At 63.0% G+C, this 26919-nt stretch carries 20 protein-coding genes; 15 read left to right on the top strand and 5 right to left on the bottom strand.

What is annotated here, in order from left to right; translation table 11 throughout:
* Position 1: 1 nt before the first annotated feature.
* The 11 genes from AC1ROB_RS17695 (at position 2) to AC1ROB_RS17645 (ending at position 16441) form a co-directional block, all read left to right on the top strand.
* On the top strand, positions 2 to 1504 hold the full coding sequence (locus AC1ROB_RS17695; protein ID WP_492969794.1) for a sensor histidine kinase: 1503 nt from the start codon (positions 2 to 4) through the stop codon (positions 1502 to 1504).
* A gap of 118 nt (positions 1505 to 1622) precedes the next feature.
* The gene (locus tag AC1ROB_RS17690) at positions 1623 to 3086 is read left to right on the top strand and encodes a mannose-1-phosphate guanylyltransferase/mannose-6-phosphate isomerase (RefSeq protein ID WP_492969795.1); all 1464 of its coding nucleotides are present in this window, start codon (positions 1623 to 1625) and stop codon (positions 3084 to 3086) included.
* A complete protein-coding gene (gene galE, locus AC1ROB_RS17685; protein WP_492969796.1) occupies positions 3073 to 4086 on the top strand; it encodes a UDP-glucose 4-epimerase GalE in 1014 nt (337 codons plus the stop codon). The genes AC1ROB_RS17690 and galE overlap by 14 nt, the downstream gene beginning before the upstream one ends.
* A gap of 37 nt (positions 4087 to 4123) precedes the next feature.
* Positions 4124 to 5413: an outer membrane beta-barrel protein gene (locus tag AC1ROB_RS17680; RefSeq protein ID WP_492969797.1), complete on the top strand. Its 1290-nt coding sequence runs from the start codon at positions 4124 to 4126 to the stop codon at positions 5411 to 5413.
* A 117-nt stretch (positions 5414 to 5530) separates the two neighbouring features.
* Positions 5531 to 6190 carry a polysaccharide biosynthesis/export family protein gene (locus AC1ROB_RS17675; RefSeq protein ID WP_492969798.1) on the top strand — a complete coding sequence of 220 codons (660 nt, stop codon included), beginning with the start codon at positions 5531 to 5533 and terminating at the stop codon, positions 6188 to 6190.
* Entirely contained in the window at positions 6190 to 8487 is a 2298-nt protein-coding gene (locus AC1ROB_RS17670; protein ID WP_492969799.1) for a GumC family protein, read from the top strand. The genes AC1ROB_RS17675 and AC1ROB_RS17670 overlap by 1 nt, the downstream gene beginning before the upstream one ends.
* Before the next feature lie 4 nt (positions 8488 to 8491).
* The gene (locus AC1ROB_RS17665; protein ID WP_492969800.1) at positions 8492 to 10951 is read left to right on the top strand and encodes a glycosyltransferase; all 2460 of its coding nucleotides are present in this window, start codon (positions 8492 to 8494) and stop codon (positions 10949 to 10951) included.
* 103 nt (positions 10952 to 11054) lie between these two features.
* A complete protein-coding gene (locus AC1ROB_RS17660) occupies positions 11055 to 12614 on the top strand; it encodes an undecaprenyl-phosphate glucose phosphotransferase (RefSeq protein ID WP_492969801.1) in 1560 nt (519 codons plus the stop codon).
* A 19-nt stretch (positions 12615 to 12633) separates the two neighbouring features.
* A complete protein-coding gene (locus tag AC1ROB_RS17655; RefSeq protein WP_492969802.1) occupies positions 12634 to 13824 on the top strand; it encodes a glycosyltransferase in 1191 nt (396 codons plus the stop codon).
* Positions 13821 to 15191, top strand: a complete 1371-nt coding sequence (locus AC1ROB_RS17650; RefSeq protein ID WP_492969803.1) for a hypothetical protein — start codon at positions 13821 to 13823, stop codon at positions 15189 to 15191. Before AC1ROB_RS17655 ends, AC1ROB_RS17650 begins: the two co-directional genes overlap by 4 nt.
* Positions 15192 to 15193: 2 nt before the next feature.
* Positions 15194 to 16441, top strand: a complete 1248-nt coding sequence (locus tag AC1ROB_RS17645) for a glycosyl hydrolase family 28-related protein (RefSeq protein WP_492969804.1) — start codon at positions 15194 to 15196, stop codon at positions 16439 to 16441.
* A gap of 22 nt (positions 16442 to 16463) precedes the next feature.
* Here AC1ROB_RS17645 and AC1ROB_RS17640 read toward each other — a convergent pair whose 3' ends face one another.
* Genes AC1ROB_RS17640 through AC1ROB_RS17625 form a run of 4 tightly spaced genes read right to left on the bottom strand, consistent with a single transcriptional unit; the run spans position 16464 to position 21217 of the window.
* Positions 16464 to 17969, bottom strand: a complete 1506-nt coding sequence (locus tag AC1ROB_RS17640) for a lipopolysaccharide biosynthesis protein (RefSeq protein WP_492969805.1) — start codon at positions 17967 to 17969, stop codon at positions 16464 to 16466.
* A complete protein-coding gene (gene fcl, locus AC1ROB_RS17635; RefSeq protein ID WP_492969806.1) occupies positions 17966 to 18937 on the bottom strand; it encodes a GDP-L-fucose synthase in 972 nt (323 codons plus the stop codon). Before fcl ends, AC1ROB_RS17640 begins: the two co-directional genes overlap by 4 nt.
* On the bottom strand, positions 18930 to 20006 hold the full coding sequence (gene gmd / locus AC1ROB_RS17630; protein ID WP_492969807.1) for a GDP-mannose 4,6-dehydratase: 1077 nt from the start codon (positions 20004 to 20006) through the stop codon (positions 18930 to 18932). Before gmd ends, fcl begins: the two co-directional genes overlap by 8 nt.
* Positions 20007 to 20044: 38 nt before the next feature.
* Complete coding sequence (locus AC1ROB_RS17625) at positions 20045 to 21217, bottom strand: glycosyltransferase family 4 protein (protein ID WP_492969808.1); 1173 nt, start codon at positions 21215 to 21217, stop codon at positions 20045 to 20047.
* Positions 21218 to 21484: 267 nt separating this feature from the next.
* On the opposite strand from AC1ROB_RS17625, the gene AC1ROB_RS17620 reads away from it, so the two are divergent.
* Positions 21485 to 22693, top strand: a complete 1209-nt coding sequence (locus AC1ROB_RS17620; protein ID WP_492969809.1) for a glycosyltransferase family protein — start codon at positions 21485 to 21487, stop codon at positions 22691 to 22693.
* A 9-nt stretch (positions 22694 to 22702) separates the two neighbouring features.
* On the opposite strand, the gene AC1ROB_RS17615 is transcribed toward AC1ROB_RS17620, so the two are convergent.
* Positions 22703 to 23482 (bottom strand): FkbM family methyltransferase, encoded by a 780-nt coding sequence (locus AC1ROB_RS17615; RefSeq protein ID WP_492969810.1) that lies wholly within the window; start codon positions 23480 to 23482, stop codon positions 22703 to 22705.
* 221 nt (positions 23483 to 23703) lie between these two features.
* Here AC1ROB_RS17615 and AC1ROB_RS17610 point away from each other — a divergent pair, with 221 nt between their 5' ends.
* The 3 genes from AC1ROB_RS17610 to AC1ROB_RS17600 are packed head-to-tail and all read left to right on the top strand — an operon-like array spanning position 23704 to position 26917.
* Positions 23704 to 24438 carry an IclR family transcriptional regulator gene (locus tag AC1ROB_RS17610; RefSeq protein WP_492969811.1) on the top strand — a complete coding sequence of 245 codons (735 nt, stop codon included), beginning with the start codon at positions 23704 to 23706 and terminating at the stop codon, positions 24436 to 24438.
* Positions 24435 to 26177: a hypothetical protein gene (locus tag AC1ROB_RS17605; protein ID WP_492969812.1), complete on the top strand. Its 1743-nt coding sequence runs from the start codon at positions 24435 to 24437 to the stop codon at positions 26175 to 26177. Before AC1ROB_RS17610 ends, AC1ROB_RS17605 begins: the two co-directional genes overlap by 4 nt.
* Entirely contained in the window at positions 26174 to 26917 is a 744-nt protein-coding gene (locus tag AC1ROB_RS17600; RefSeq protein WP_492969813.1) for a hypothetical protein, read from the top strand. Before AC1ROB_RS17605 ends, AC1ROB_RS17600 begins: the two co-directional genes overlap by 4 nt.
* The last annotated feature ends 2 nt before the right edge of the window (positions 26918 to 26919 follow it).

Raw genomic sequence — 26919 nt, 5'->3', positions numbered from 1 at the left:
TATGCTGCAGCGGGTGCGCCGGCTTGGCGCCTCGCTGACGCTCAAGCTTGTTCTGCTGATTGCGGTGTTTGTCGCCCTGCCGATCGTGCTCTACGGCCAGTTCGAGGGTGCCGACAAGCAGCGGCGCGAGCTGGTGAGCCGTGGCATCCAGCAACGCAGCTGGCTGATCGCACAGGCCCTGGTGCCGATCCTGAACCGGCCCGAGGGCGTGCCGCATAAGACGCTGAATGCCGAGCTGCAACGGTTCAACGACGGCCGCACGCTGCTGAAACTGATGTTCCGCCCGGCCAGTGGTGGCGACAGCGGCAATTTCTATTTCATTGCCTCGACCCCGGAAGTGCGGCCGGACCGGATCGGCACCGAGCTGGAAAGCCTGGCCGAACGGGGGATTCTGCGCCAGCTCTCGGATCGTTGCGCCTGGGACGAACCCATCGATATCCGCTACCGCCAGCCCGACGGCCATGAGGAAATCATGACATCGCTGCTGCCGATCCAGTCGCGCTGGGGCTGCTGGATTCTGATCTCGGCCCATCCAACCACTGAATTCCTCAACATTTCGATTGGCCGTTCTTACTGGCAGACGCGCGAAGTGCGCATCGCCGCGGCGATTTATTTCGCCTTTGCTCTTCTGGCGATCCTGATTGCCCTCAGTGTCTGGCGCAGCCTGCATCATTTTCGCAAGGTGGCGCGCGAGGTGCGGCAGGGACGCACGGCAGATTACTCCTTCACCGACCGCAATGTGGTACCTGAGCTGACCAGTGTGGCGATGGATTTCGATCATCTGGTGCATGACCTGCGCAATATCGCCCAGGATATCCGCCAGACCGCCGAAGATAATGCGCATTCTTTCAAGGGGCCGCTCAGTACGATCCAGGCCTCCCTCGATCCCATCCGTCGCGTACTGCCTGCTGATAATGTTCGTGCCGGCCGGGCCGTCAGCCTGATTGAGTCCTCGCTGGGGCGCCTCAACGCCCTGGTCAATGCCACCCAGCGGCTGGATCACAATACTGCCGATCTGATCGACGCACCGCGACCACGGGTCGATCTTACCCGCATAGTGGCCGATATCCTGCTGCGGTATCGCGATGTCATGGGAGAGCGCCACATCCGCCTGATCCGCACCCTGGAAGAGGACATGATCGTGCGTGCCGGTCTCGGCGTGATCGATATCGCATTCGAGAATGTACTGGACAACGCCATCAGCTTCTCTTCCTCCGGGGGGACCGTGGCGGTCTATCTGTTCCGCGAGAACAGCACGATACATCTGCATGTTGACGATGAGGGACCTGGCATCGATCCGCGCAAGGTGGAGCATATTTTCGATCGCTACTTCTCCTTGCGTCCGAAAACCGCTGTTCTGACGGCCGAGAATGGCGGCGCTGGACATGCTGGACTCGGCCTGTGGATCGTTCGCCGCAACATCGAGGCGGTGGGCGGCAGCATCAGTGCAGTCAACCGCATCGGCGGTGGCCTGAGCGTGCGTATCGCTTTGCCGGCTGCGTAAAGAATTCTGTCATTTCTGTGTCTGCTGTCTGCGCCGCAGAACCACAGTTTGATCACTGGTCGCTTCACGGGTGCATCGACATAGTCGCAGCATCCTAGTCATCCCCGTGAGGTCGACCATGAATGCCGCGATTGAAGCCAGCGCTACGCTGGACCAGGCCGCTTTCCGGATTCACCCTGTTGTGCTTGCGGGCGGTTCGGGCACCCGGTTGTGGCCGATGTCACGTGCCGCTTACCCCAAGCAACTGCTGCCGCTCATGTCGCAGCGCAGCCTGCTGCAGGAAACGGTGTTGCGAAATTCGTCGGATCTGGGCTTTGCGGCGCCGATCCTGATCTGCAATGACGAGCACCGTTTTCTGATCGACGATCATCTGCGCGAACTCGGGATTGAGGCGCGAAAAATTCTGCTGGAACCGAAGGCGCGTAATACGGCTCCGGCTCTTGCTGCCGTCGCGCTCTGGCTAACTCGCGAAGATCCCAATGCGATCATGCTGGTGCAGCCCGCGGACCATGCCATTGGCATGCCGGAAGAATTGCATCGTGCTGTGCAAGCCGGCCTTGGTGCGGCTGTCGATGGCCGCATGGTGACCTTTGGCATCCGTCCGACGCGGCCGGAACCGGGCTATGGCTATATCAAAACCGGCCCGCTGCTGGAGGGTTCGGACCATGTCCGCGGTGTCGACCGCTTTGTCGAAAAGCCCGATGTCGCCACCGCCGAGCGCTATCTGCAGAGCGGCAGCTATGTTTGGAATAGCGGTATCTTCCTTCTGTCGGCGCGGCATTTCCTTGACGAGGTGCGGCGTCTCCATCCGGAAATGTACACGGCCTGCGAACGTGCAGTGGCTGATGGCCGTGAGGACCTCGGTTTCTTCCGCCTGGATGAGGACGCCTTTGGCGCCGCGCCGGCCCTTTCCATCGATCATGCGGTGATGGAGCATGCCAGACAGGTGGCGGTGGTGCCGGTTGACATGGCCTGGAGCGATCTGGGCTCGTGGCAGGCGCTGCGCGAAAGCGGTGCGGCCGATCAGGAGGGCAATGTCACCATCGGCGATGTGGTCAGTCGCGATGTGCATAATTCCTATCTGCGCACCGAGGACAAACTGGTCGTGGTGATTGGCCTGGATGACGTGGTGGTGGTCTCCACCGACGACGCCGTGCTGGTCGCAGCGGCGAACCGCGTCGACGAAGTCAGCCGTGTGGTCGATCAGCTCAAGAAGGGTAACCGATCCGAACCGCAGTCGCACAGCACCTGCTATCGGCCCTGGGGTTCGTATCGTTCGGTCGACACCGGCGAGCGGTTCCAGGTCAAACGCCTGACAGTGAAGCCGGGTGCCAAGCTGAGCCTGCAGAAGCATTACCATCGCGCCGAACACTGGGTGGTGGTACATGGCACGGCGCTGGTGCAGCGTGACGAGGAAAGCATCCTGCTGCGCGAGAACGAGTCGGTCTATATCCCGATCGGTGCGGCGCATCGGCTGGAGAATCCCGGCAAGCTGCCGCTGCATTTGATCGAGGTGCAGTCGGGCTCCTATCTGGGCGAAGACGATATCGTGCGCCTGGTGGACTCCTATGGCCGCTGCTGATCCCAGGCCGGCACTTTTGATTACCGGAGGCGCCGGCTATATCGGCAGCCATGTCTGCAAGGCGGTGGCCGAAGCCGGTTACTTGCCGGTCGCCTATGACAGCCTGGTTTCCGGCCATGCCTGGGCGGTGCAGTGGGGGCCGCTGGAAGGCGGTGATCTAATCGACAGCGTGCGGCTGGACGAGGTGATCCGCAAATACAATCCCGTTGCCGTGATCCATCTAGCCGGCCTGATCGTGGTTGGCGAATCGGTCACCGATCCGGCGCAGTATTACGCCAGCAATGTCTGCGGCAGCATCGCGTTGCTGGATGCCATGCGGCGCAATGGCATCGAACGCATCGTCTTTTCCTCCAGTGCTGCAGTTTATGGCGAGCCGGAAACCACGCCGATGCCGGAAAGCCATCCCACCCAGCCGCTCAATCCCTATGGTACCAGCAAGCTGATTATCGAGCGTGCCCTGCAGGATTATGCCCGGGCCTATGGTCTCCATTCAGTGTCTTTACGGTATTTCAATGCCGCCGGGGCCGATGCGGATGCGGGGATCGGCGAGGCCCATCCGGTGGAGACTCATCTGATCCCGCTGGTGCTGGAGGTGGCTGCAGGTCGTCGCCACCAGATAGCGATCTATGGCGATGACTACCCAACTCGTGATGGTACGTGCATCCGCGATTATATCCATGTCTCTGACCTGGCAGATGCCCATGTCCTGGCCTTGCGGTATCTCACCAGCGCCGTTGGCGCCCATGCCTTCAATCTTGGCAACGGGGCCGGTACGACTGTGCGGGAGGTGATCGCCGTAGCCCGTCAGATCACCGGTCACAGTATCCCGGTCCGTATCGAACCGCGGCGGCCCGGCGATCCAGCGATTCTGCTGGCTGATGCTGGCCGCGCCATACGACAACTCGGATGGCAGCCGGGCCTGTCCGGCCTGGAAAGCATGGTGACAACCGCCTGGGACTGGCATCGCCGGGTTCCATCCGCGCGTCAGGTTGTGTTATAAGCGTCGGGATTCCATAGCTTTAGTGGGGGCCCGGCCTATGCGACGGTTTTCTGGTTCGGTCAGCGCGCTGACGCTCTATGCTTTTGTTGTCGGGGTAGTGCCGGCATCAGCCATCGCCCAGCAGCCGGTACGCGCATCGCAGGATGTGCAAAGCCCGGCCGAGCCACAGCGCGGTGAAACAGTCATGAACCGGCCGCGGCCGGACTACGATCCGGTCGGTGTGCGGCTGGGCGGCTTTATGCTGTTCCCCGATCTGGCGCTGCAGGAAAGCTACAACAGCAATATCTTCGCCACGGCGACGAACGAGAAGAGCGACTTCATCACCAGCATCGAGCCGACGCTCGACCTGCGCTCGAACTGGAACAATCACGCCCTGAACCTGCATGCCGATTCCCGTGTCGTGCGGTATGCCGATAACAACGACGAGGATTACACCGACTATACGCTTTCGACCGATGGCCGCATCGATGTGCTACGCGATTTCCGCCTGTTCGCCGGTGCGGGCTATCAGGTGCGCCATGAACCGCGTTCTTCACCGGACAATCAGGGCGGTACCGAACCGACCGAATATTCTGTCTATGGCGGCAATGCCGGCGCCGAGAAGGAGTTCAACCGCTTCTCGCTGCGTGCCGACGGCAAGGCCGAGCGCTATCGCTATGACAATGTGCGCAATGCTGCCGGCGCCGTGCTGGACCAGAGCGGTCGTGATCGCGATCAGTATGAGGCAGGCCTGAAGGCGGGTTACGAGATTGCACCATTGCGCAAGGTCTATCTGCTCAGCACTTACAACACCCGCGAATATGAGCGCCTGACTGGCGGTTTTAACCGTGACTCGGATGGCTACCTGATCGGCGCCGGGACACAATACGATTTGACCGGCCTGATCTTCCTCGATGCCTATGCCGGCTATCGCCGCCAGGAATACAGCGATGCCCGGCTCGGATCGATCGACGGTTGGGCCAGCGGAATCAAACTCACCTGGAACGTGACGCGCCTGACCACCATCACCGGTACGCTCGACCGCGACATCCAGGAAACCACACTTGCGAACTCGCCAGGCTATTTCCAGACCCGGGGCGAAGTGCGGGCCGATCACGAGTTGCTCCGCAATCTGGTCCTCAATGCCTCGCTGGGCTATCAGAATGACAGCTTCGAACGTATCACCCGTGACGACGATTATTATCTGGCCGGCGTTGGCGCCAAGTATCTCATCAACCGCAATTTCTCACTGTCGGGCGGCTATACCTACCGTACCCGCGAGTCCAATGTGGCCGGTAGTGATTTCGACGAAAATGTGGTGATGCTGCGGCTCAGCAGCCATCTTTGAGCCCTGGATAAAACCCCGTTTGGTCACACCGGCACTGGGCCTTTGTTGCTAGCGTGATGTGAATGGTTGCCCTCAGGCGGCCATGTCTGATCCCGCCACCAGCAGAGGTGCCCGGCCATGTGGACCGTCTCTGGCATCACAGCCATTCGTTCGTCTGTCTCGCCTGCGCCTGCCCTTGCGGTCGTGGCGCTTGGTTTCATTCTTGTTGCCTTGCCAGCCATGGCGCAGAGCCAGCAAACGGCTGCCCAGCCGGTGCGGCAGATGCAGCCCGATGCGCAAACCGCGTCGCGCGGTCCCGGCCCCCTGCCGGCTACTGATGGCTATCGTCTCGGTTCGGGCGACCGTGTGCGCATCACCGTCTTCGGCCAGCAGGAGTTGACAGGCGAATACGCCGTTGACGGCGGCGGCCAGCTGTCTTTCCCGCTGATCGGGCAGGTGAAGGCTGGCGGCATGAGCGCCTCCGACCTGGAGCGCGAGCTGGTCTCGAAGCTGTCTCCTGACTACCTGAAAAATCCGAGCGTCAGCGTCGAAGTGCTCACTTACCGACCCTTCTACATCGTTGGCGAGGTCCGCACCCCTGGCAGTTATCCCTTTGTCAGCGGCATGACCGTTCTCAATGCCATCGCGTTGGCTGGCGGTTTCACCTATCGCGCCCGCGAAAGCTCGTTTTATGTCACGCGCCCGGCGGAGGGGGGCGGCAAGTCCAAGCTCGATGCAAACGCCGATACCCAGATTCTGCCCGGTGACATCATCACTGTCCGAGAGCGGTATTTCTGATGGCTTTGCCCGATCGCTATAATCCCGCCACCCGCCTGCAGCCTGCCGCGCCGATGGCGCCGGTTTATGCGGCGCCGCCGATCTACGCGCCGGCGCCGCAGGATGGCGGCGATTTCATCGAAACGCTGCGCAAGCTGTGGCGCAATCGCGGTCTGATCGCGCTGTGCACACTTGTCTGCGCGGTTATCGCCCTGCTGGTCGCCAGGCAGATTCCGGCCCACTATGTGGCCGATACGCGCGTGCTGGTCGGTGTGCCGGCCACCCGCGCCCTGAATATCGAAGCGATCATTGCCGATATCAGCCCCGACGCCGAGCGCATCCAGAACGAGGCCTATATCGTGCAGTCGCGCGAAGTGGCACAACAGGTCGTGGACAGGCTGAAGCTTGCGCAGAATCCGGAATTCAATCCGGCGCTGCGTCCCGAATCGGGCTGGACAGGCTATCTCAATCCGCTGCGCTACCTCCCCGAAACCGCACGAGCCTATATTCCCGGTTTGGGTAATCCGACACCGGCCGAAGATCTGCCGCCGCAGGTCAAGGCCGAGCGCGAAATGAATGCGGTGATCGACACCGTTCTGGCCAAGATCGAGACGACGACCCTTGGCCGCTCGCATGTTCTCAATATCCAGGCTCGTGCCCTGACCCCGGATATGGCGGCTGGCCTCGCCAACGGCTTTGCCGATGCCTATCTGGCGCGGCAGCGCAGCGACAAGATGGAGGCGAGTGCCGAGGTTGAGAAATTCCTCTCTGACCGCATCGCCGTCTTGCGCGACCAAGTGGAGAAATCCGACCAGGCGGTGGAAACCTATCGCCGACAGAATAACCTGTATCGAGGCACTAGTGCAGGCATCAATGCCCAGCAGCTGACCGAACTGAACACCCAGCTGATCACCGCGCAGACCGCCAAGGCCGAAGCCGATTCCCGTCTGGGCGAAGCGCAAACCCTGCGTCGCACCGGGGTGGATAACCAGAGCGTGCCCGAAGTGCTGCGCTCCCCGCTGATCCAGTCTCTGAAGACCCAGCAGGCCGAAGCCGACCGGCGCCTGGCCGAACTGTCCGGCAGCTTTGGTCCTCAGCATCCGCGCGTGCTGGCGGCGCGGGCCGAGGTGAATGATATCCGCAACAAGGTGAATGCCGAGGTTGGCCGCACCATCGAAAGCCTGCGCCACGAGGCGCGCACCGCCGCCGCGCGTTATGAAGCGCTGCGGCAGAATTTCGACCGTCTGCAGACCCAGACCGGCAATGTGAATGACAAGTCGATCCGGCTGGATGCGCTGGAGCGCGAGGCGACGGTCAATCGCAACCTGCTGGAACAGATGATGAGCCGCTCGAAGGAGACCATCGGACAGGACCAGTTGCAGAAGCCGAATGCCAAGCTGATTTCCTCGGCAGCTCCGCCCAGCAAGCCGAGCTTCCCGCCGAAGACTCTGTTGGTTTTCCTGGGCGCGGTTGGCGGCATCCTGCTGGGTATCGTTGTGGCGCTGCTGCGCGACAGCGCGGATCGCACCTTCCGTCGCGCCGACCAACTGGAGACGCTCACCGGTCTGCCGGTGCTCTCCCTGGTGCCGGTTCTGCGCGGTGGCATGACGCCACTGGCTCATGTCCTGCGCAAACCGGTTTCGCCATACAGCGAAGCGCTGCGCAAACTGCATATCGGCCTTGAGCTTTCCGAAGCGGCCCAGTCTCCGAAGACCGTGCTGTTCGGCTCGGCCGTGCCGGGGGAGGGCAAGTCGGTTCTGGTCGGCTCGCTCGGGCGTCTGCTGGCCAGCCATGGCCGGCGCGTGTTGCTGATCGACTGCGACTGGCGCAATCCACGCCTGCACAAGCTGTTCCAGTGCCAGAACCGTAACGGCCTGGCCGAACTGCTTTGCGATGAACCCGAGACCATAGATCAATGCATCTATACCGATACCCTGTCGGGAGTTGACATCATTCCGGCCGGGGTCTTCACGCCGCAGGCGATGCGACATCTGACATCCGATCGCATGCGACTGATCCTGCAGGCGCTGGCCCCGCGCTACGACATGATTCTGCTCGACAGCGCCCCGGTCCTGGTTGGCGCGGAGGTGCTCACATTGTCGCGTATGGTCGAAAAGGTGGCCTTCCTGGTGCGCTGGGGCGATACCAAGCGCGACGCCGTGATGGAAGCCTTGAAGGATCTGCTCGAAGTGCAGGCTGACATCGCCGGTCTGGTGATGACCCGCGTCGATCCGAAGGGCTATCGTAATTACGGCTATGGCCAGATGAGCTACGGATACGACCGCGCAGTCCTGGCCAAACCCGCCGAATGGAACTGATCGCATGGCCAGGATCGACGACCGCGATGCGGTTTTGCGCGAATCCGTGCTCTTCGTTACCCAGAATTATGCGCCCGAGGTCATCGGCTCGGCGCCCTATTGCGTCGATCTGGCCGAAGGTCTGGTGCGACACGGACGCAATGTCACCGTCCTGACCGGCCTGCCGCATTACCCGGACCCGGCGGATTTCGCAGCGTTCAACCATGCTGCGCCCCGTCATGGCCTTGCAAACGGCGTAACAGTCGAGCGTCTGCATAGCTGGTTGCCGAAGCGACGCTCGGCCATGATGCGGATTGCCAGTGAGCTGATGTTCTTGCTGGCCGGACTCCGGGCCTTGCTGACCCAGCGGATCGTCCGCCATGAGCTGGTGATCTCGCTCTGTCCCTCGATCTTCTGCGTGCTGCTGGGGGTGTTTGCGACACGACGCGGCGGGCGCCATGTCGCTCTGGTGCATGATATCCAGTCCGGCCTGGCCCGCGGACTTGGCATGGTGAAGTCCGGCCTGCTGATCCACCTGATGCGGCTGTGTGAACGGATCACCCTCAACCGGCTCGATACGATATTTGTCCTGTCAGATGAGATGGCGGCGGAGTTGCGCGCCATCGGTATATCGGCTCCGATCGAGCTATTGCCGATCTGGGTGGATATCGCAGCCATCATGCCACGTCCGGCACCTCCGGGACGGCCGCCGACCTTGCTCTACAGCGGCAATTTCGGACGCAAGCAGGGGTTGGAGCAGATCATCGCCCTGGCGGCCGAACTGCAGAATCTGCGGCCTGAGGTGCGTATCCTGCTGCGCGGTGCCGGTGGCGAGGCTGCCGGACTGGCGACCGAAATCGCCAGCCGTGGCCTGAGTAATCTACAGATGGAGGCGCTACTGCCGCGCGAGCGGCTGGCCGAAGGCTTGGCCGCCGGCGATGTCCATTTGGTGCCGCAGAAGCCCGATGGGGCCAATTTCGCGGTTCCGTCGAAAATCTACAGCATCATGGCGGCAGGACGCAGTTTTGTTACCACGGCTCTGCCCGGCGGCGCTTTGTGGAATCTGCAGGCCGAAACCGGAGCGTTTCTCTGCGTGCCGCCAAACGATGCACCGGCCTTGGCTGCTGCCGCCTTGCGGCTTCTGGACGATGAGACATTGCGCAATCAGATGGCCGAGCAGGGCCGCCGCCATGTCGAGCGGCATCATGCCCGGGACCGGTTGATCGACCGCGTGGATGCGACGCTCACGATGTTGTGCCGCGAAGGCCAGCCCCAGGCGCGACGGCAGGATATTCTGGTCTTCGAACCGGACCCGCATGGCCATGCGGAGGAATGGCTCGGCCATCTTCTGGCCTGCGTCGACCGCCAGACCGCTGTTGATCGCATCTGGCTTGCAGTGGCGCCGGAATTGCAGGTGGCTCTGGATGTGGCCTTGCCGGCAGCCCTGCGCGGCCGTGTGCGGTTGCTCGCACTGACGCCCTCCGAGCAGAAATACTGCACGCACCGCATTCTGGTGGTCAGTGGCTTTGCCCGCTGGTGGGTGATGCGGCGCTACCTGCGTCGCACCGGTGCGGGCATCGGCCATTTCCTTGCGCTCGACCATCTGACCCTGCCGTTGGCCTGCGGGCTTGGGGCAGGCAAGGCGGTGCTGGGCGGCATCCTGTTCCGGCCCTCGGTGCATTACCATGCCATCGGCCCTTACAAGCCCGACTGGAAGGAAAAGCTGCGCGACCTGCGCAAGGATCTGCTCTATCGCCTGATGTTGCGCAATCCAGCCGTCGGCGCGGTGCTGACGCTGGATCCGTTCTTCCCTGAATATGCCGTGCAGCGCTATGACCGCGGCGACAAGGTCAGTGCCGTACCGGATCCGGCCTTTCCGCCACCACCGGCCAATGATGCGGGACTACCCGTGGCCCTGCCGCCAGGCCGCATCATGCTGCTGCTGTTCGGGATGCTGACCGAACGCAAGGGCGTCCTGCAGCTGGTCGATGCCCTGCATCTGCTGCGGCCCGAAACGGCGGCGCAGATTGCCGTGGTGGTGGCCGGGCAGGTGGCACCCGACATCCTGTGCGAGGTCATCCTGCGGCGGCAGCGTCTGGCGAAAGATCAGCCAGCGCTATGGATGCATATCGAGAACCGCCGGCTCACCAGTGCCGAGATCGCTGCCCTGGTGCAACAGGCTGGTGTGGTACTGGCGCCGTATCAGCGGTTTGTTGGCTCCAGCGGCGTGTTGTTGTGGGCGGCGCGCGCGGGCAAGCCGTTGCTGACCCAGGATTACGGCCTGCTTGGCCGCCTGGTGCGGGACAATCGTCTCGGTCTGGTTGCCGATGTGACAGATCCGCGGCAACTGGCGAAGGCGATCGCACGGATGGTGGAGATCGATCCGCAGCGCTTTCGCGATCCAGTTGCATCGGCGGCTTTCATTGCCGGCCGTACGCCAGAAGCCTTCGCCGATCAGGTCTTCGGTAGTCTGCGTCAATCCTAGGCACGGCGGCGGCGATATTGCGCCGCAGCAACCCCGGCATGGTCACAAGCGCCTGCACAGGTCGCATGCCATATCAGAGGTCCCCAGAATTGGAGCTGCTAGCATGTCACTCGACGTCCTCCCAGGCTCTCGCTCATCTCGTTCTTCTGCTGCCGTGCAGTCGGCTGTTGCCTATGCGCCGACGCGGCCCGAGATTCGCCACCGCGGCCGGCCGGCCGAGCCGGTTGCGCATCTGCGTCATATCGAAAAAGGCGTGACGCCGCCGGTTTCGCTGGAAATCGTCAGCGGTGTTCTACGTGGCTTCGATGCCATCGTTGCCCTGGCTTCAGGGCTGGTGGCGCTGCTGCTGGCGGCGCCCGACCTGCCGATGTCGGCTTCCTACTATGTGGCGATGTCGCTGTTCGGTGCCCTGGTTGCCGTCAATGCGCTGCATCTGGCCGGCGCCTATGACATCGGCCGTCTGCGCCACGGCCATGTGCATCTGCTGCGCATGCTGATGGCCTGGTGTGCCACCGGCGTGGCCATGGCGCTGGCCATGGCCGTCAGCGGTGCGGATCTGCTGCAGAACTGGAGCTGGCTGGGCCTGTGGTTCACCATTGGCCTGTTTCTACCTTCGGTGGCTCGGGTCGGCTTGACCCTGCGCATCGATCACTGGCGTCAGAATGGGCGTCTGCGCCGCCGGGTCGCCATTCTCGGGGCCGGGCCGGATGCCCAGACGCTGCTGCGGCATTTCCGCGATCGTGCCGATGCGGATGCGGTGGTGGTTGGCCTCTATGACGAGCGGGCCGGCGACCGCCCCAGCGGCTGGCGTGGCCATAGCGTGCGCGGCAACTGCGACGACCTGGTGGAGGATGTGCGCCGCCAGCGTGTGGATGCTGTGATTGTGGCGTTGCCCTATGCGGCCCAGGGCCAGCTGGATGGCATCCTGGCCAAACTGCGCTGTGTGGCGGTTGATATCTGCCTCTGTCCCGATCCTTATGGCCTGCGGCTGGGCGAGGGCGTGGCCGACCGCATCGGCGATGTGCCGCTTCTGATGGTCGACCGGCGGCCCTATCGCGACTGGAACGGTGTGGCGAAGATGCTGGAAGACCGGCTATTCGCCGCCGCCATCCTGTTGCTGATCTCGCCGGTTCTGGCTGTGATCGCCCTGGCCATTCGGCTCGATTCGCCGGGACCGGTGATGTTCAAGCAGAAACGCTATGGCCGGAACAACCAGCTGATCGAGGTGCTGAAATTCCGCACCATGTATCACCATGCCCGTGACCCGAATGCCGAGACGCTGACCAAGCGCAACGACCCGCGCGTCACCCGCGTGGGGGCTTTCCTGCGCCGCACCAGCATGGATGAGCTGCCGCAGTTCATCAACGTGCTGCGTGGCGAGATGTCGGTCGTGGGTCCGCGGCCTCATGCCCTGCTGTGCAAGGCTGGCGGCGTGCTCTACCACGACGCGGTGGAAAACTATCACTGGCGCCATCGGGTCAAGCCGGGAATCACCGGATGGGCCCAGGTAAACGGGTGGCGTGGCGAGACCGAAACCGTCGAGCAGATCCAGAAACGCGTCGAGCACGATATTTATTACATACAGAACTGGTCGCTGCTGCTGGACGTTCAGATTATAGCCCGCACGATTTTCGGCGGGTTCACCGGACGGAATGCATTTTGATCAGTAGGCGAAACCCCTGATGCGCTGCCTCTGGCTCACGCTTGCCGACCCCGACCCGCGCCATAACGGCCAGTTCATCTATTCCGGTGGACTGATTGATGCGATGGTGGGGGGTGGTGCAGACATGCATGTGCTTGGCCTGACCAGGCCGGACTCGCCGTCGCGCCCCCCTGGTCGCGACGGCGAGGTTCACTGGTGGCTCAGCGAGCACCGGCCACGCTCGAATCTGGTCAGCCTGGCCTCGACGTTGCCCCATATCGCCGACCGCAGCCGCACCCCGGCGCTGCAGCGTCTGTTGGAGCAACGACTTGAACAGGAACGCTGGGATGCCATCGTTTTCGACGGTATCTCGGCCGGCTGGGCGCTCGGTCCGGTGCTGCGGCGCCTGCCGCGGGGCAGCAATCGTCCACGGCTGGTCTATGTGTCGCATAATCACGAGGCCAGCCTGCGGCGCGAGATCGCCAGCGGCCATGAGAATTTTCTCAAGCGCCAGGTGCTGCATTATGATGCCCTGAAGGCTGCATGGCTGGAAAATGCTATGGTCGACGCCGTCGACCTAGTCACAGCCATCACGCCAGAAGACGCCGAGCGCTATCAGACGTATCGCCCGGGGTGCCGCATCGAAGTGCTGACGCCGGGTTATGGCGGCGATCATGCCGAGAGCAGCCGCAGGATCACGGCAGCCCTGCCGCGCCGCGCCATCATCGTCGGCAGCTTTGACTGGATTGCCAAGCGGATGAATCTGGAACAGTTTGTCGCCGTCGCCGATCCGCTCTTTGCCGCGCAGGGCGCCGAGCTGCAGGTGGTGGGCAGCGCGGAGGCGTCTTTCCTCGATCATATGCGCAAAAAAGCCGTGGCCACCCAGTTCACCGGGCCGGTCGATGGCATACCGGAATTCATGCGTCAGGCCCGCATTGCCCTGGTGGCCGAACGCCATGGCGGCGGTTTTAAGCTGAAGGTGCTGGACTATATCTTCAATCGCATGCCGATCTTGGCTCTGGACGGTTCTGTGGCGGGCGTGCCCCTGCGTCACGACGACAGTATCCTTCTTTATGCCGATTACGAGAAACTGGCGCGCGGCGTGTTGCAGGTGATTGATGACTGCGACCGTCTCAACGGACTGCAGGATCGCGCCTATGACGTCTGCCGCGACCATTTTCACTGGGCCAGCCGCGGGCAGAGCCTGTTGGCCGCCATGGCAACGCCATGAAGTTGCAGCTGATCGCCGAGCCGAAACTGAACGGCACCGACATGGCGCTGATGGTGGTCTTCTTCATCGGTATCTATCTCGGGGTTTCGATCCAGGTGACGCCTACGGTGCCGTTTCCCGCAGCGCCATCGGGTGTGGTCGGTGTCGTATTGCTTTGGCGTCGCCGGAACGACATACAGCCCCGGCATCTGGCCGGCCTGCTCGGTATTGTGCTGCTTTATCTCTGTGCCAGCCTCTCGGCCGCCAATCTGGATTATCTGGGCAAGCGTTTCACGGGTCTGATCCAGTTGAGCTACTCGCTGGTCATTGCCTATGCGATGTTTCTCACCCTGTTGCAGGCCAGTCGGAATCAGCTAGCAACCCTCTTCCTCGGCTTTACCATGTTTATCCTGATCGGCAGTTTGCTGGAAAGCTATGCCGGACTGAGCAGCATCAGCGACGCGGTACGCAACGCAATCTACGATTCCGGCATCTACGACGCCGATAAACGTGACGAGATTCTGTATGGCAAGGTGCGGCCCAAACTGTTCACCTCCGAGCCTTCGGCGGTGACGTTCGGGTATACGCTGTTCATATTCTCCTGGTTTGTAGTTTCGCAGCATCCTCGCAAGCTGATGATCTACCTTGTTCTGCTCGGACTTGGACTTCTGGTGATGCCGGGGCCAACCCTGCTGCTCGCCCTTCTGCTGATCGTGCCCTATTACTTCTGCGTCCTTCCGGCCACGCCGCCAATCGGGCGGCTCGGCCACAGCTATCGGCTTGCGATCTTCGCAGCCGGTGTGATTGTCGCTGTTATCTTTACTATTCTGGGCACCACCGTTTATGCCGAGCGATTCAGCAATATCAGTGCCGGCAACGATCCCAGCTTCTTCTACCGCGTGATCGGTCCGGCTCTGGTCGCCATCGAGGTGATGCAGCAGCATCCCTGGGCCGGTGCGGGACTGACCGGCGAAAATTATATCGCCGACCTGGTGATCAATGTCTTCGTGCAGTCTTCGCAATTCTCGGCCGGCTGGAAAATCAACAAGATCTCCGAAGTGCTGACCAATTATTTCTGGCTGCACTGGATCTATCTCGGCCTGGTCTGGGGCAGCATCATCCTGGTTGGCCTGTCTTTCTGGTTGCGGACATTGGGCGCATCGAGCGTCCTGTTCTGCTTGGCGGTTTGGCTGGTCTTCGGCCAGGCTTCGGGTGCCTATGTCAGCCCGAAGACCTGGGTCGTGTTGCTGCTGGCCGTCGCCCTGTCGGTGGTACACCAGCGTATCGCCGCGCCCGTCGCCGGCTGGCAGCCGGTAATGCCGGCTATGCCGCAACTGCGCCGCCATCTGCGTGCGCACGCGCCATCCGCCCCCCTGCTGCAGGAATGAGTATGCAGCGTCGCGACCTGCTTGCTCTGGGCGGCGGTCTGGCCGTCGGGGCCGCCTTGGGCATCGACGCCCATGCGGCACCGGCCCAGGAGCCCTCATCGCCTGCCGCGGCTCTTTCCGCTGCCGCTTTTGGTATCCGTGGCGATGGCAAGGCTGATGATACGAATGCCCTGCAGGCGGCATTGGATGCCACCTTCGCCCGGCCGGATGGCGGTCTGCTGACCATTCCGCCCGGGCAATACCGCATCACCCGCAGTCTGCGTATTGCGCCGACGGTCAACATCACGCGGCAGTCTGGCATCTTTGCGCCGGGTGCACGGCTGATATCGGCCATCACCGATGGCAGTCCCGTTCTGGACGTCGTCAGCCGCTCAACCTTCCGCTTCCTGCTGATCCAGGGCCTGGATATCCACGGCAGCGGACAGGATGGCGACGGCATCCGCCTGATCTGCCGCGGCAACGCGCATTTCCTCTATAACTTCTGCCTGCGTGACCTGGTCGTGCAGAATTGCGGCCGCGACGGCGCCCATCTGTTCGGCAATGTCTTTGAAGGCCAGATCGCCAACTGCTTCTTCCGCAACAATCGTGGCAACGGCGCCAGTTTCCATCACGATAAGGCCGGGGGCATCCTGTCGGCCGTGCGTGTCGTGGGCGGCGTGTTCGGCGAGAATGGCGACAATGGCGCGGCGCTTCGCGACGGCTGCTACGATATCAGCTTCCATGGCAGCTATTTCCTGCTCAACAAGCGTCATGGCCTGGTGGCAGAAAATGGCTGCACGCTGCTGTCCAGCTGCGGCTTCGAAAACAATCATGAAGGCGCGCAGGATTTCTCCAAGGGCGGTCCCGGCATCAAGCTGCAGGGATTCGCCACGTTGGTTGGCTGCACGGCGTACTCGATGTTCAAGCAGACTCATCTTCTGGACGCCTATCTGACCGGGCAGCTTGCCATGGTCGGCTGCAGCGGCAGCGGCGATGCCAAGGCTGACAAGGCCGGGTTGGCGCGCCTGGGCGGCAGCGTCAAGGGCCAGGCCAGTGTGATCGGCAGCAGTGGTGCGATCGAATACAGGGATGGCTTCGAGGCCGTAGAGATCGGTGGCGGCCGGGGTGGCCTGCGTCTGGGGTCAGACTGGCAGAGCCGCAATCTGGCGCGGCTCGGGGACTATGCGCTCTGGGTCGATCGCCAGGGCCGGCTGCGCATCAAGAACGGCAATCCACAGCACGATGCGGATGGTGCCCCGGTCGGAGTCTGAAGCTTCTCTGCGTTCAGTTTAATCAGGCTGTCCGGTTGATGAGCTGGCGCGGCAGCAGCCAGAGACGCTCCAGTGCCCGGCGGCTGCGCGGAATAAGGGCAAAGACCGCGAGGGCTATCGCGCCGCCGGCAACCGTCATAACGGCGAGCGCCTGTATCGGTGTCAGCGCCATCACCGCAGGCAGGTGACGCAGGCCCCAGATGCCACCTGCCACAGCGGCCGATACCGCCAGCGACGGCGTTGCGGCGCTCCACAGGTCGGCAAGGCCGACCGGGCCCCGGCGGCTGGCCAGCCAGAAGGCGGCCGGCAGGCGCAGGCACAGGCCGCCGGCGGCATAGCCCACAGCAATGCCGATCGCACCGAAGGGCAGGCCAGCCACAATGGCAATGCCGACCAGCACGGAGTCCGCCAGGGCGGCACGCAGCAATTCGCGTGGCCGGTTCTGGCTCTGATAGAGCAGGCCGACGGCCAGCATGGTGGGCAGCGAAATGGCGGCGAAGGAGAAAGACGCCACGAAAGGCGTGGCCGCCGTCCATTGTGGTCCGAACAGCATGTCCACCACCCAGTCGGCGCAGACGAAGGCCAGGGCTGCCGGCGGCATGGTGATCATGGCGAATTTCTCGAACATCAGCAGGAAAGCGCTGCGGTAACGTTCTGGGCGCGCGTCAAGGCGGCTCAGGGCCGGCATGGCCACGGCATAGAGCGGCGCGTTGATGTTGTTGACCGGCACTAGCACCAGCTTGGCTGCACGTTCATACAGGCCCAGGGTCGCCGGCCCCCAGAGCCAGCCGATCAGCATCTGGTCCAGGCTGCGCGCGGCGGCCGTCGCCAGGTTGTAGCCGGTCACGGATGCGCCGAAGCCGATCAGGCTGCCCAGGCCCGCATCGCGGCGCGGCAGTCCGGGACGCCAGGGGCAGAGCAGCCAGCTACCGACAAAAGCGATAGCCGGTACGGCCAGGCGCTGCGCGACCAGGGCCCAGTAGCCGTCACCGCGCATGGCCATCACGACGGCCAGGATCATGGCGATGAGTTCAGCGCCGGTTTCCAGCAGCGCGATGGCGCCAAAGCGCATCTGCCGGCGCAGCAAAGCCCAATGCTGGATGGTGAGGCCGCTGACGGCAAAGCCGGCCGCCAGCCATTGCGTCACGGCGGTCAGTTCCGGCTCGCCGTAGAAGCGCGCGATCGCCGGTGCCGACACCAGCAGCAGGCCGGCGATCGCGCAGCCGACGGCCGTGTTGATCCAGAACAGGGTGGAAATCTGGTTCTGCGTAATATCGGGCCGCTGGATGGTCGCAGCGGAGAGGCCCAGCTCCTTGACCAGATCGAGCAGCACGGTCAGCGCCGCGATCATGGCGATCAGGCCGAAGGCATGCGGTGGCAGCAGGCGGGCCAGGACGATGGTGGAGCCGAACTGGATAATAACCCGGAGTGCCTGGCTGCCGAAGGCGATTGCGCCGCCGCGGAGGGTGCGGCGGCGCAGATCGTCCTGCAGATGTCCGGTTGCCAGCGGATCCGTCGTGTCGCTCAAGCGCTGGCCCGCAGGTCTGACAACTGGTGTTCGAGAAACCAGCGGTAGGTGCGCTGCAGTCCGTCTTCCAGCCGGGTTTCGGCCTGCCAGCCGAGCGCACGCAGGCGACCGGTATCCACCACCTTGCGCGGCGTGCCATCCGGTTTTCTGGTGTCGAAATCCAGCCGGCCGCGGAAGCCGATGACCCGGCACATCAGTCCGGCGAGGTCGCGGATCGAGATTTCACCACCGGTGCCGAGATTGAGGATGTCTTCGCCAGAGTGGAATTTCAGCGCATGCACGATGCCGTCGGCAGCATCGTCCACGAACAGGAATTCCCGCAGCGCCCGTCCGGTACCCCACACCTTCACGGCGTCCTGACCGGACTCCTTGGCATGGTGGATTTTTGCCATCAGGGCCGGAATGACATGGCCCTGCATCACATCGAAATTGTCACCTGGGCCATAGAGGTTGGTCGGCATGATCGAAATGAAATCGCAGCCATACTGGCGGCGATAAGCTTGGCACAGTTTGATGCCGGCGATCTTGGCGATGGCATACCATTCGTTGGTGGGTTCCAGCGGTCCGGTAAGCAACGCGGTTTCCGGGATCGGCTGCGGGGCCATCTTCGGATAGATGCAGCTGGAGCCAAGGAAAGCCAGTTTTTCGACATGGTGCTGGCGGGCGGCCTCCACGATATTGGCTTCGATCATCAGGTTGTCGTAGAGGAATTCCGCCGGTCGCGTGTCATTGGCATGAATGCCGCCGACTTTCGCAGCCGCCACGATCACAGCCTGCGGCTGGGTCTCGCGCAGCCAGAACTGCACCTGCTCCGGGCTGCGCAAATCCAGTTGCTGGCGCGGTGCGGTGAGAATCTGACAATCCTCGCTTTGCAGCCGCCGCACCAGCGCCGAGCCAACCAGCCCGCGATGGCCGGCGACCCAGACGCGCTTGCCGGCAAGGGAGTAGACTGGGCGTTGCTCAGGCATGGCTGTACACGCTGTGATCGTTGTGGTTCTGCTTCAGGTTGGCGCGATCGGCATCCACCATCTCGGTCACCAGTTGCTCGAAGCTGGTGCGATGCTGCCAGCCGACCTGGCGCCAGGCCTTGTCCGGACTGCCAAGCAGGAACTCTACCTCGGTCGGGCGGTAATATTCCGGATCGACGGCAACCAGGATATCGCCTGACTTGCTGCAAAAGCCTTTTTCATCGGCGCCCTTGCCATCCCATTCGATCGGGCGATTGATGTGACGGAAAGCCAGTTCGACGAATTCGCGCACACTGTGCACCTCGCCGGTGGCCAGGACGTAATCGTCGGGCTTGTCCTGCTGCATGATCATCCACATACCTTCGACATAATCGCGGGCATGGCCCCAGTCGCGCTTGGCATCGATGTTGCCCAGGTAGAGGCATTTCTGCAGGCCATGCTCGATGGCGGCCACGGCGCGGGTGATCTTGCGGGTGACGAAGGTCTCGCCGCGGATCGGGCTTTCGTGGTTGAACAGGATGCCATTCGAGGCGTGCATGTTATATGCCTCGCGGTAATTCACGGTGATCCAGTAGGCATACAGCTTGGCCACGGCATAGGGACTGCGCGGATAGAAGGGCGTGGTTTCCCGCTGGGGGATTTCCTGCACCTTGCCGAAGAGTTCAGAGGTGGAAGCCTGATAGAAGCGGGCCCGGTCTTCCATTTTCAGGATACGGATCGCCTCCAGCAGGCGCAGCGTGCCGAGGGCATCGGTATTGGCGGTATATTCCGGCGTCTCGAAGCTGACCTGCACATGGCTCTGGGCGGCCAGGTTGTAGATTTCGTCCGGCTGGGTTTCCTGGATCAGACGGATCAGGTTCGACGTATCGGTCATGTCGCCGTAATGCAGGAAATAGCGTACGTCTTCTTCGTGCCGGTCGCGATACAGATGGTCGACGCGCCGGGTATTGATCGAAGAGGAGCGGCGCTTGATGCCGTGCACGACATAGCCCTTCTCCAGCAGAAGTTCCGCCAGATAGGCGCCATCCTGCCCGGTGGCTCCGGTGATCAATGCTACCTTGTCGGCCATGGTGGGTTCCTTTGCGTTTGGGGAGGTTTTGTTTCGGGTCAGACCAGGGCGATGCGTTGCGCCACGGCATTCCAGGAGTAGGAGTTCAGAACATGCTGCTGGCCGCTCCAGGCCATATGCGCCAGGCGGTCATGGTCGCTCAGCGCATCGAGAATGGTGGCGGCGAGGACTTCCGGATCGGCCCGCTCGACCAGGAAGCCATGCTGGCCATTTTCCAGAATCTCGGGCAGGCCGTTGCGCTGCAGGCCGATCACCGGGGTGCGCGACAGCATCGCTTCCAAATACACCTGGCCCCAGGGATCGTTCAGCATCGGCTGCACCAGCAGGGTCGACATGCGATACAACCGCTGCAGTTCGCGCCAGGGCAGATGCGCATGGAAATGGATGCCGGGATGTTCGGGCACATGCTTGCGGCTGCGTTCGTCGCCGACGATGGATAGCGTCAGGTCGGGCCGCTGGCGATGGGCCAGCCTGAATGCGTTGACCAACAGATGGCCGCCCTTGGCGGCAAAGATATGCTTGGCGACGAACAGCAGATTCGGCCGGCTGAAATCCTTGGGCTGCTCATAGGGCTCGATCTGGCCCATGCCGGAACCGACGGCGGTGACGCGATCCGGCGCCAGGCCGTAATGCTGGATGATGTGGTCGCGCACATAAGTGCCGAAGGTGAAGACATGCTCCACCGAGCCCAGCGCCTCGCGCTCCTGCTGTTCGAACAGGTCGAGCGCGCGTTTGCTGTAACCGGTCAGGTCGGTGCGGTGGCGCAGCGACAGCGCCCAGTCATGGTCGCAATAGAGGTAATGCTTCACGCCATCGGACAGGTCGGCCGGCGGCAGATCCAGCGTGCCGAAATGCAGCACATGACGGATATGGCGGCGGCGCGCGATCTCGGCCAGTCTGGCGGCAGCCTGACGGCGGGCGGCTGGCATACGCAGGGCGGCTTCGCTGGTGCGTGGCAGGCCATAGCCCTTCAGCATATAGCGTAGCGCCAGCATGGCCCGTTCGCCCTTGCTGCTGCCGGAATCGATGCCTTCCACCGCGATGCCCAGTTCCTGCAGGTCGCGGCCCACATTATAGGGCGCGCCCGACCAGGTTCGGCGATCGAGCGGATTGCCGAACACACTGCTCAGCGCCACGCGGTCGAAGCGCTTGGGCAGGTCTGTGAGGCTGGCATGGGACGGGCTGGCCTGTCGTGCCGGAGCGGCAATCATGGTCACGGTGATCCTGTCTTGGACTGGGTGGAACAAGTCTCATGGAAACCCAGCACGCGTCGGATCGCCAGTGATTAGACTGTGACCGCAAATGCATGGGGCACATGCTGAAAATACAGGCCCTGCGCGGCTTTAGGCGATTTTGTGGCGAAGGTTTTCAGGCACAGATTAATCACAACGGCCGACAGCCATCGGACCTTAAGTTGCCATTGGAAACGCGCCGAATCCGTAGGCCATGCGCTTGCGGCCGTAACCCAGGAGCGAGAGATGCACAGTCCCGTCCGGCAGAAGAAGACCGCTGTGTTCTTCGCGCCCGATGTCAGTGACGCCACCACGATCAAGCGTGCCGAGTCTTTTCTCAGTCACGGCTATCACCTGCTGATGTTCGGTTTCCGCCGCGATCACTACAACGCCGACTTCCATCCCAGCTGGCCCTGCATCCTGCTCGGCCGTACCCATGACCGTCGTTACGGCCAGCGCGTACTGGCGCTGCTGAAGGCCGTTCCGCGGCTGTTCAGCCAGCGGCGCGCTTTGCGTGAGGCTGGATTTTTCTATGCCCGCAATATCGACCAGTTGCTGCTGGCGCTGATCGCCCGCCTGCTGGCGCGACGGGACACTCGGATCGTCTACGAAGTGCTGGATGTGCAGCCAGCCTTTGTCGGAGCTGGCTGGAAGGCGCGATTGCTGCGGGCTATCGAGCGGTTCGGCCTGCGCCGCGCCGATCTCCTTGTCCTGTCTTCGCCCGGGTTTCTGCGCAATTACTTCGCGCCGATCCAGGGCTACCGTCGCCGCTGGTTCCTGATGGAAAACAAGCTACCGGCGCATTTCCCGCAATCCCTGGCCGCGTCCCGGCCTGCCTCGGATGCGGCGCCGGCCCCACGCGGGGCCTATCGCTGGGTGGTTGGCTATTGCGGCCTGATCCGCGGTCAGGAGACTTTCGACCTGATCGTGCGTCTGGCCGAGCGCCTGCAGGGCCTGGTGCTGTTTAAGTTCCACGGCGTACTGACCACGGTGGATCGCCAGAGCTTTGCGGCGGCGCTGGCTCGGCTGGATAACCTGGTCTATGAGGGCTCGTATGTTAGCCCGCGCGACCTGCCCGAAATTTATCGCGAACTGGATTTCGCCTGGGCCATCGACCTGGAGAATACTGAGCATAATTCACGCTGGCTGCTGCCCTGCCGTTATTACGAAGCCGGCTATTTCGGCGTGCCCTGTCTGGCCGCCAACGGCTTCGAGGTCGGCGCGATGGTGCAAGAGCGCGGCCTGGGCTGGACCTTCGATGCGCCTTATGAAGACGCACTGGTGCGCTTTTTCATCACCCTGACGCAGACAGATTACGATGCCACGCGGGAGCGGCTGCTCAGCCAGCCCAACAGCTGCTTTGTTGGCGGCGAGGACACAGCCGAACTGCTGCATATGATCGACCCGACGGCGACGCCAGCCGTGGGGCAGCCGGTGCTGGACGCCGCACAGTAGCGGCGCGGGTCAGGCAGCGCGCCGGGCGGCCCCGTTGCCCGTGGCGATGGCGCGATTGATCATCACGCAATCAAACTCGATCAGGCGCATGCCGGGATCGCGGCTGATCGGATAGAGCCCGGAAATGTCGAAGCCCCGTTGGTTCAGCACGCGGATGGTTTCCACGTAATCGGGCATACCTTCATAGATTCCGATGATCGAGGCCTCGGTCTGCAGCGCCTTGATGCCGGGCAGGCTGGCCTGCGCGCCCGCCAGCACTTCAAGGTCGAAGCCCTGAGTATCCAGTTTCAGGTAGACATTGCGGAAACCGTAGTGCTGCTGCAGTGCCGGCAGCACGTCATCCAGCCGGTGCACCGCCACGGTTTCTGTATGCGCCGCCTCGTTCAGGCCGTTGAAGTCTGGCACGGCGCTGTTGTCGGGCGTCAGGAAGGAACTGAACTGATCCGACTTCATCACATGGATCGGCAGGGTTGACTCCGCGCGGCCCAGGGCATGGCCCAGAATATGCCAGCGACTGTCGGAGGCGCGGCGGCGCTCCAGAATTTCGATGTTGTGGCGCACCGGTTCGACGGAGACGATCAGACCGCCAAAGCCGACCTTGTCGCGCAGGAAGTCGTGATACTGGCCGGTATTGGCGCCGACATCGATCACGCAGTCGATCTCGAGAAAGCGGAACAGCTGTCCGAGATGGATAGCGAAGTCGCGGTCTTTCATCTCGCGTAGCGGTACGATGTCGTAGCCGAGGCTGCGCGAGGTGTTGCGGATCCAGGATTTCAGCGGTCGAAGCATTACGGCCTCGGTCTGTTGTGAATGGGAGGAGAGCGCTCAGCATCGCGTGCACCGCGGCGGATCGGAAGTGACCATTCGGTGGTCCCCGGCTGCGGACATCCAAGGTGCCAGGCGCAGGGGATAGCGGCTCGCTGATTTAGCGAGACGAAAGAATCCGCTTGACCGGGAGCCGAGTCCGGAGGGAGTATATAAATAACATACAACGTATTTATATAGAAGACATGAGCAAGCCGCAACGGGGCGTCAGGCCCCTCACTTCTGTCCTGAAGACCTTGGCAGTGCTCGACGCCCTGGCCGATGCGCGCAAGAGCGTGCGGCTGGTCGAACTGACCCGGGCCATCGGCGGTGAACGCGGCACCGTCTACCAGCGCCTGGTCACCCTGATCGAGGCCGGTTGGGTCGAGCAGATCGAGGACGGCAGCTTCCGCCTCACCATGCATGCCGCCCGGCTCGCCAATGCCGCACTGGAGCAGGCCAATCTGGGCGACCGCACCGTGCCGATCCTGCAGAAACTGGTGGACGACACCGCTGAAACCGCCTCGCTGGCGGTGCTGGACGGACCCGAAGCCCGCATTGTGCAGCGTGTGGAATCCCAGGGCGTGCTGCGGGCCGAACTGAAAGTCGGCGCCCGCCTGTCGCTGGACAACTCGGCCTCTGGCCGCGTGCTGGCCGCTTTCGTGCCGGCGGAAAAGCTGCAGCGCTGGGTCGATGGCGGCATCACCGTGCCGTCGACCGCCATGCTGGAACAGGTGCGGCGCGAACGCTTCGCCGTCTCGGGTGACCGCATGGAAGGCATCATGGCTTCGGCTGCGCCGGTGTTCGAGGCCAGTGGCCGTATTCTGGCCGCGCTGTCGCTGGTCGGTCCGCAGCAGCGTTTCCAGGCCGAGAAGAGCCGTGCGCGCCTGATAGCGGCCGCCGACCAGATCACCCAACTGCTGCGAGGCCAGAGTTCATGAGCGCCACCAGTCGCAAGATCAGCCCCGCGCTGGAGAACCCGCTGAGCCAGGCGCCGCAGGTGGCGCTGCGCGCGCCCGAACACTTGATGCGCCCAGAAGTGCTGGCGGCATTCCAGCCAAGCCGGATCAGCGTTTCACGCGCCTTTGTCGCCCGTGCCGCGCGCGAGCGCTGGAATATCCAGAAGCTCAGCTTCGAGATTGACGAGCGCGCCAAGGGCCGTGCGCTCTACCGCATCGAGGCGCCGAGCGGCGTTTTCGATTTCCCGGTCTTTTCCAATGAGTTCAATCCGCAGGGCCGCACCGGCCGCATCATCGGTCGCAACTGGGACATGATGGGCGCCCTGGTCGAAGGGCCGATGTCGCAGGCCGATGTCGATTTCACCCAGGCCGAGCTGCCCAAGCTTTATGCCGGCCGTGCCACCGAGCGCACACTGGTCTGGGCCCGCTCGAACCGCTCCTCGCGTGTCTTCGATCATACGGTCGACAGTCTGGCGGCTGGTCGCCAGCCGGAAATCGCCAAGCTGGCGCAGGTCTGCTACCTGATGCGCAACACCGGGCTGGATGGCAACGGCACCTTCGGCACGCGTTCCTTCCGCGCGCTGGAAGACGATCATGCCCTGCGCCAGCCGCTGGCTGCCCAGATGCTCAGCGCCTATATGATGCGCCAGTTCGCCACCGATCTGGTGACCCAGCTGGCGCGTCACCGGTCGGACAAGGCGATCGAACTGGCTCCGGAAATCCGCCGCTTCCTTGGTGTCGGCAACGGCTCGGCGCTTGGCCTGATCCTGTTTGCCAACAACCACCCCAAGCTGATCGACCGTTTCATCACCGCGCGCGAGACCGCTCTGGCGCATGGCAAGTCGCTGCGTGTTGCCGCCGATGCGGCGGAAGTGAAGCGGCTGCAGACGCTGCTGGAACGTGCCGTCCGCTTCCGTCTGGAAGACCGCATGGTCTATGACGCCCTGGTGCCGAGCGAACGGGTGGCGGCCGAGCTGCGTAATGTCCTGGCGCTGGTGGCGGAATTCATGCGCTCGGGCACCGTGTCAGGTGTCGTGCCGGCTTTCCCGTTTGCCGCCATCTGCGATGCTGTGGAAGCCACCGCGCTGCCCGAAACCCTGGAAACCCTGCATTCCCTGCTGATCGAACTGGTGCCCGAGATCGCCGATGCGCTCTGCGAGACCCTGGTGGTCAGCGAGGAGATGACCACACAGCCGCAGATGAGCGTCGACACGCTGCGCCAGATCCTGCATGGCGACTATGCCTGGTGCTTCGCCATGAATCTGAGCACCGAGGCCTCGCAACGGTATATCTGGTACAAGTCGGCGACCGCCGAGGAGCCGCGCCGCGGCCCGCGTGAAGAGGTTGACCAGGCCTACAATCTCGGCCTCGACCTGCCGCGGCTGGTGCAGAAGCTGGATGCGGCCCTGAGTCAGCAGCCGGGCAATCTGTCGACGGCCTGGTTCCTGCTGCGCCATCCGGAATTCCGCAGCATTACAGCACGGGTGCAGACCTTGCGCGGCCTGCAATACCACTCGCCGCATATGAACATCATGGGCGAGGAGTTCATCCCGATCCAGATGGTGCGGCTGCTCAACATCGGTCTGCACGGCATCGACAAGACGCGCGACTTCCTCAATCGCAACCTGCGCGGCGTGATCTACCACGGCGCGCCGCTGCCCGAGGACCTGCGCGCCGGCGCCCATGCCGACTGGATCTATCCCGCGGAGCCTGTCGTATGACTGCCCATGCCACCATGACTGCCGGCCCCGGCGACATCCTGCTGTCGGTGCGCGAGACACGCCTGATTGTTGAACGCATCCTGCTGCTGACCGACCTGCCATCCGGCACCGTCTCGGCAGTGCGCGAACTGGTGATTGCCGCGGAAGCTATCGGCAAACAGGGCCTGAAGCATCTGTTCAGCCATTTCGAGGCCCTGCGCGGCATGTCGCCGACGCGCCTCAAGATCACGCAGGGTGACAGCGGCTGCCTGCTGGCCGATGCCGATGGCGAGCATGCCTGGGCGGTCGGTCCGGTGCTGCTGGAACTGGCCGTGGATCTCTGCCGGCAACGCGACAAGGGCGTTCTCGTGGTCAATAATCTGCGCGAACCCTGCTTGCTCGAGGCCCTGGCGCCGTTGGCGCTGCGCTATCACACGGAGCTGACGGTGACGGCTGGCAGCGAAAGCGGCTCGGTCTCGATCACGGCGATCGACCGCCGCGAACCCGACGCTGTATCGGATAACGACATCGATGTCTTCCTCACCGGCATGCTACGTCGTGGCTTCACCGTGTCGCGCGCCCTGTGGTCAGACATCTACCATCTGTCGAACCAGTCGCTGACACCGGATTCGGTGGTGTCGCGCCGTCACGCCGGTCCGATCATCGTCGACGAGAATGGCCGCATCATCGGCCGCACCGACGATGACGAAACCGACTTCTCGCTTCTGTCCAAACCCGTTGACACCACTGCAGCCGCCTGAGG

The sequence above is a fragment of the Ferrovibrio sp. GW821-FHT12F09 genome (assembly GCF_058806775.1).
Note: the sequence above shows the minus strand (reverse complement) of the source record. Positions and strands in the feature narration are given on the sequence as shown.

Excerpts from the sequence above, each read along its gene's own strand:
- AC1ROB_RS17695 (WP_492969794.1), top strand. The coding sequence starts at position 2 with ATGCTGCAGCGGGTGCGCCGGCTTGGCGCCTCGCTGACGCTCAAGCTT.
- AC1ROB_RS17690 (WP_492969795.1), top strand. The coding sequence starts at position 1,623 with ATGAATGCCGCGATTGAAGCCAGCGCTACGCTGGACCAGGCCGCTTTC.
- galE (WP_492969796.1), top strand. The coding sequence starts at position 3,073 with ATGGCCGCTGCTGATCCCAGGCCGGCACTTTTGATTACCGGAGGCGCC.
- AC1ROB_RS17680 (WP_492969797.1), top strand. The coding sequence starts at position 4,124 with ATGCGACGGTTTTCTGGTTCGGTCAGCGCGCTGACGCTCTATGCTTTT.
- AC1ROB_RS17675 (WP_492969798.1), top strand. The coding sequence starts at position 5,531 with ATGTGGACCGTCTCTGGCATCACAGCCATTCGTTCGTCTGTCTCGCCT.
- AC1ROB_RS17670 (WP_492969799.1), top strand. The coding sequence starts at position 6,190 with ATGGCTTTGCCCGATCGCTATAATCCCGCCACCCGCCTGCAGCCTGCC.
- AC1ROB_RS17665 (WP_492969800.1), top strand. The coding sequence starts at position 8,492 with ATGGCCAGGATCGACGACCGCGATGCGGTTTTGCGCGAATCCGTGCTC.
- AC1ROB_RS17660 (WP_492969801.1), top strand. The coding sequence starts at position 11,055 with ATGTCACTCGACGTCCTCCCAGGCTCTCGCTCATCTCGTTCTTCTGCT.
- AC1ROB_RS17655 (WP_492969802.1), top strand. The coding sequence starts at position 12,634 with ATGCGCTGCCTCTGGCTCACGCTTGCCGACCCCGACCCGCGCCATAAC.
- AC1ROB_RS17650 (WP_492969803.1), top strand. The coding sequence starts at position 13,821 with ATGAAGTTGCAGCTGATCGCCGAGCCGAAACTGAACGGCACCGACATG.
- AC1ROB_RS17645 (WP_492969804.1), top strand. The coding sequence starts at position 15,194 with ATGCAGCGTCGCGACCTGCTTGCTCTGGGCGGCGGTCTGGCCGTCGGG.
- fcl (WP_492969806.1), bottom strand. The coding sequence starts at position 18,937 with ATGCCTGAGCAACGCCCAGTCTACTCCCTTGCCGGCAAGCGCGTCTGG.
- gmd (WP_492969807.1), bottom strand. The coding sequence starts at position 20,006 with ATGGCCGACAAGGTAGCATTGATCACCGGAGCCACCGGGCAGGATGGC.
- AC1ROB_RS17625 (WP_492969808.1), bottom strand. The coding sequence starts at position 21,217 with ATGATTGCCGCTCCGGCACGACAGGCCAGCCCGTCCCATGCCAGCCTC.
- AC1ROB_RS17620 (WP_492969809.1), top strand. The coding sequence starts at position 21,485 with ATGCACAGTCCCGTCCGGCAGAAGAAGACCGCTGTGTTCTTCGCGCCC.
- AC1ROB_RS17615 (WP_492969810.1), bottom strand. The coding sequence starts at position 23,482 with ATGCTTCGACCGCTGAAATCCTGGATCCGCAACACCTCGCGCAGCCTC.
- AC1ROB_RS17610 (WP_492969811.1), top strand. The coding sequence starts at position 23,704 with ATGAGCAAGCCGCAACGGGGCGTCAGGCCCCTCACTTCTGTCCTGAAG.
- AC1ROB_RS17605 (WP_492969812.1), top strand. The coding sequence starts at position 24,435 with ATGAGCGCCACCAGTCGCAAGATCAGCCCCGCGCTGGAGAACCCGCTG.
- AC1ROB_RS17600 (WP_492969813.1), top strand. The coding sequence starts at position 26,174 with ATGACTGCCCATGCCACCATGACTGCCGGCCCCGGCGACATCCTGCTG.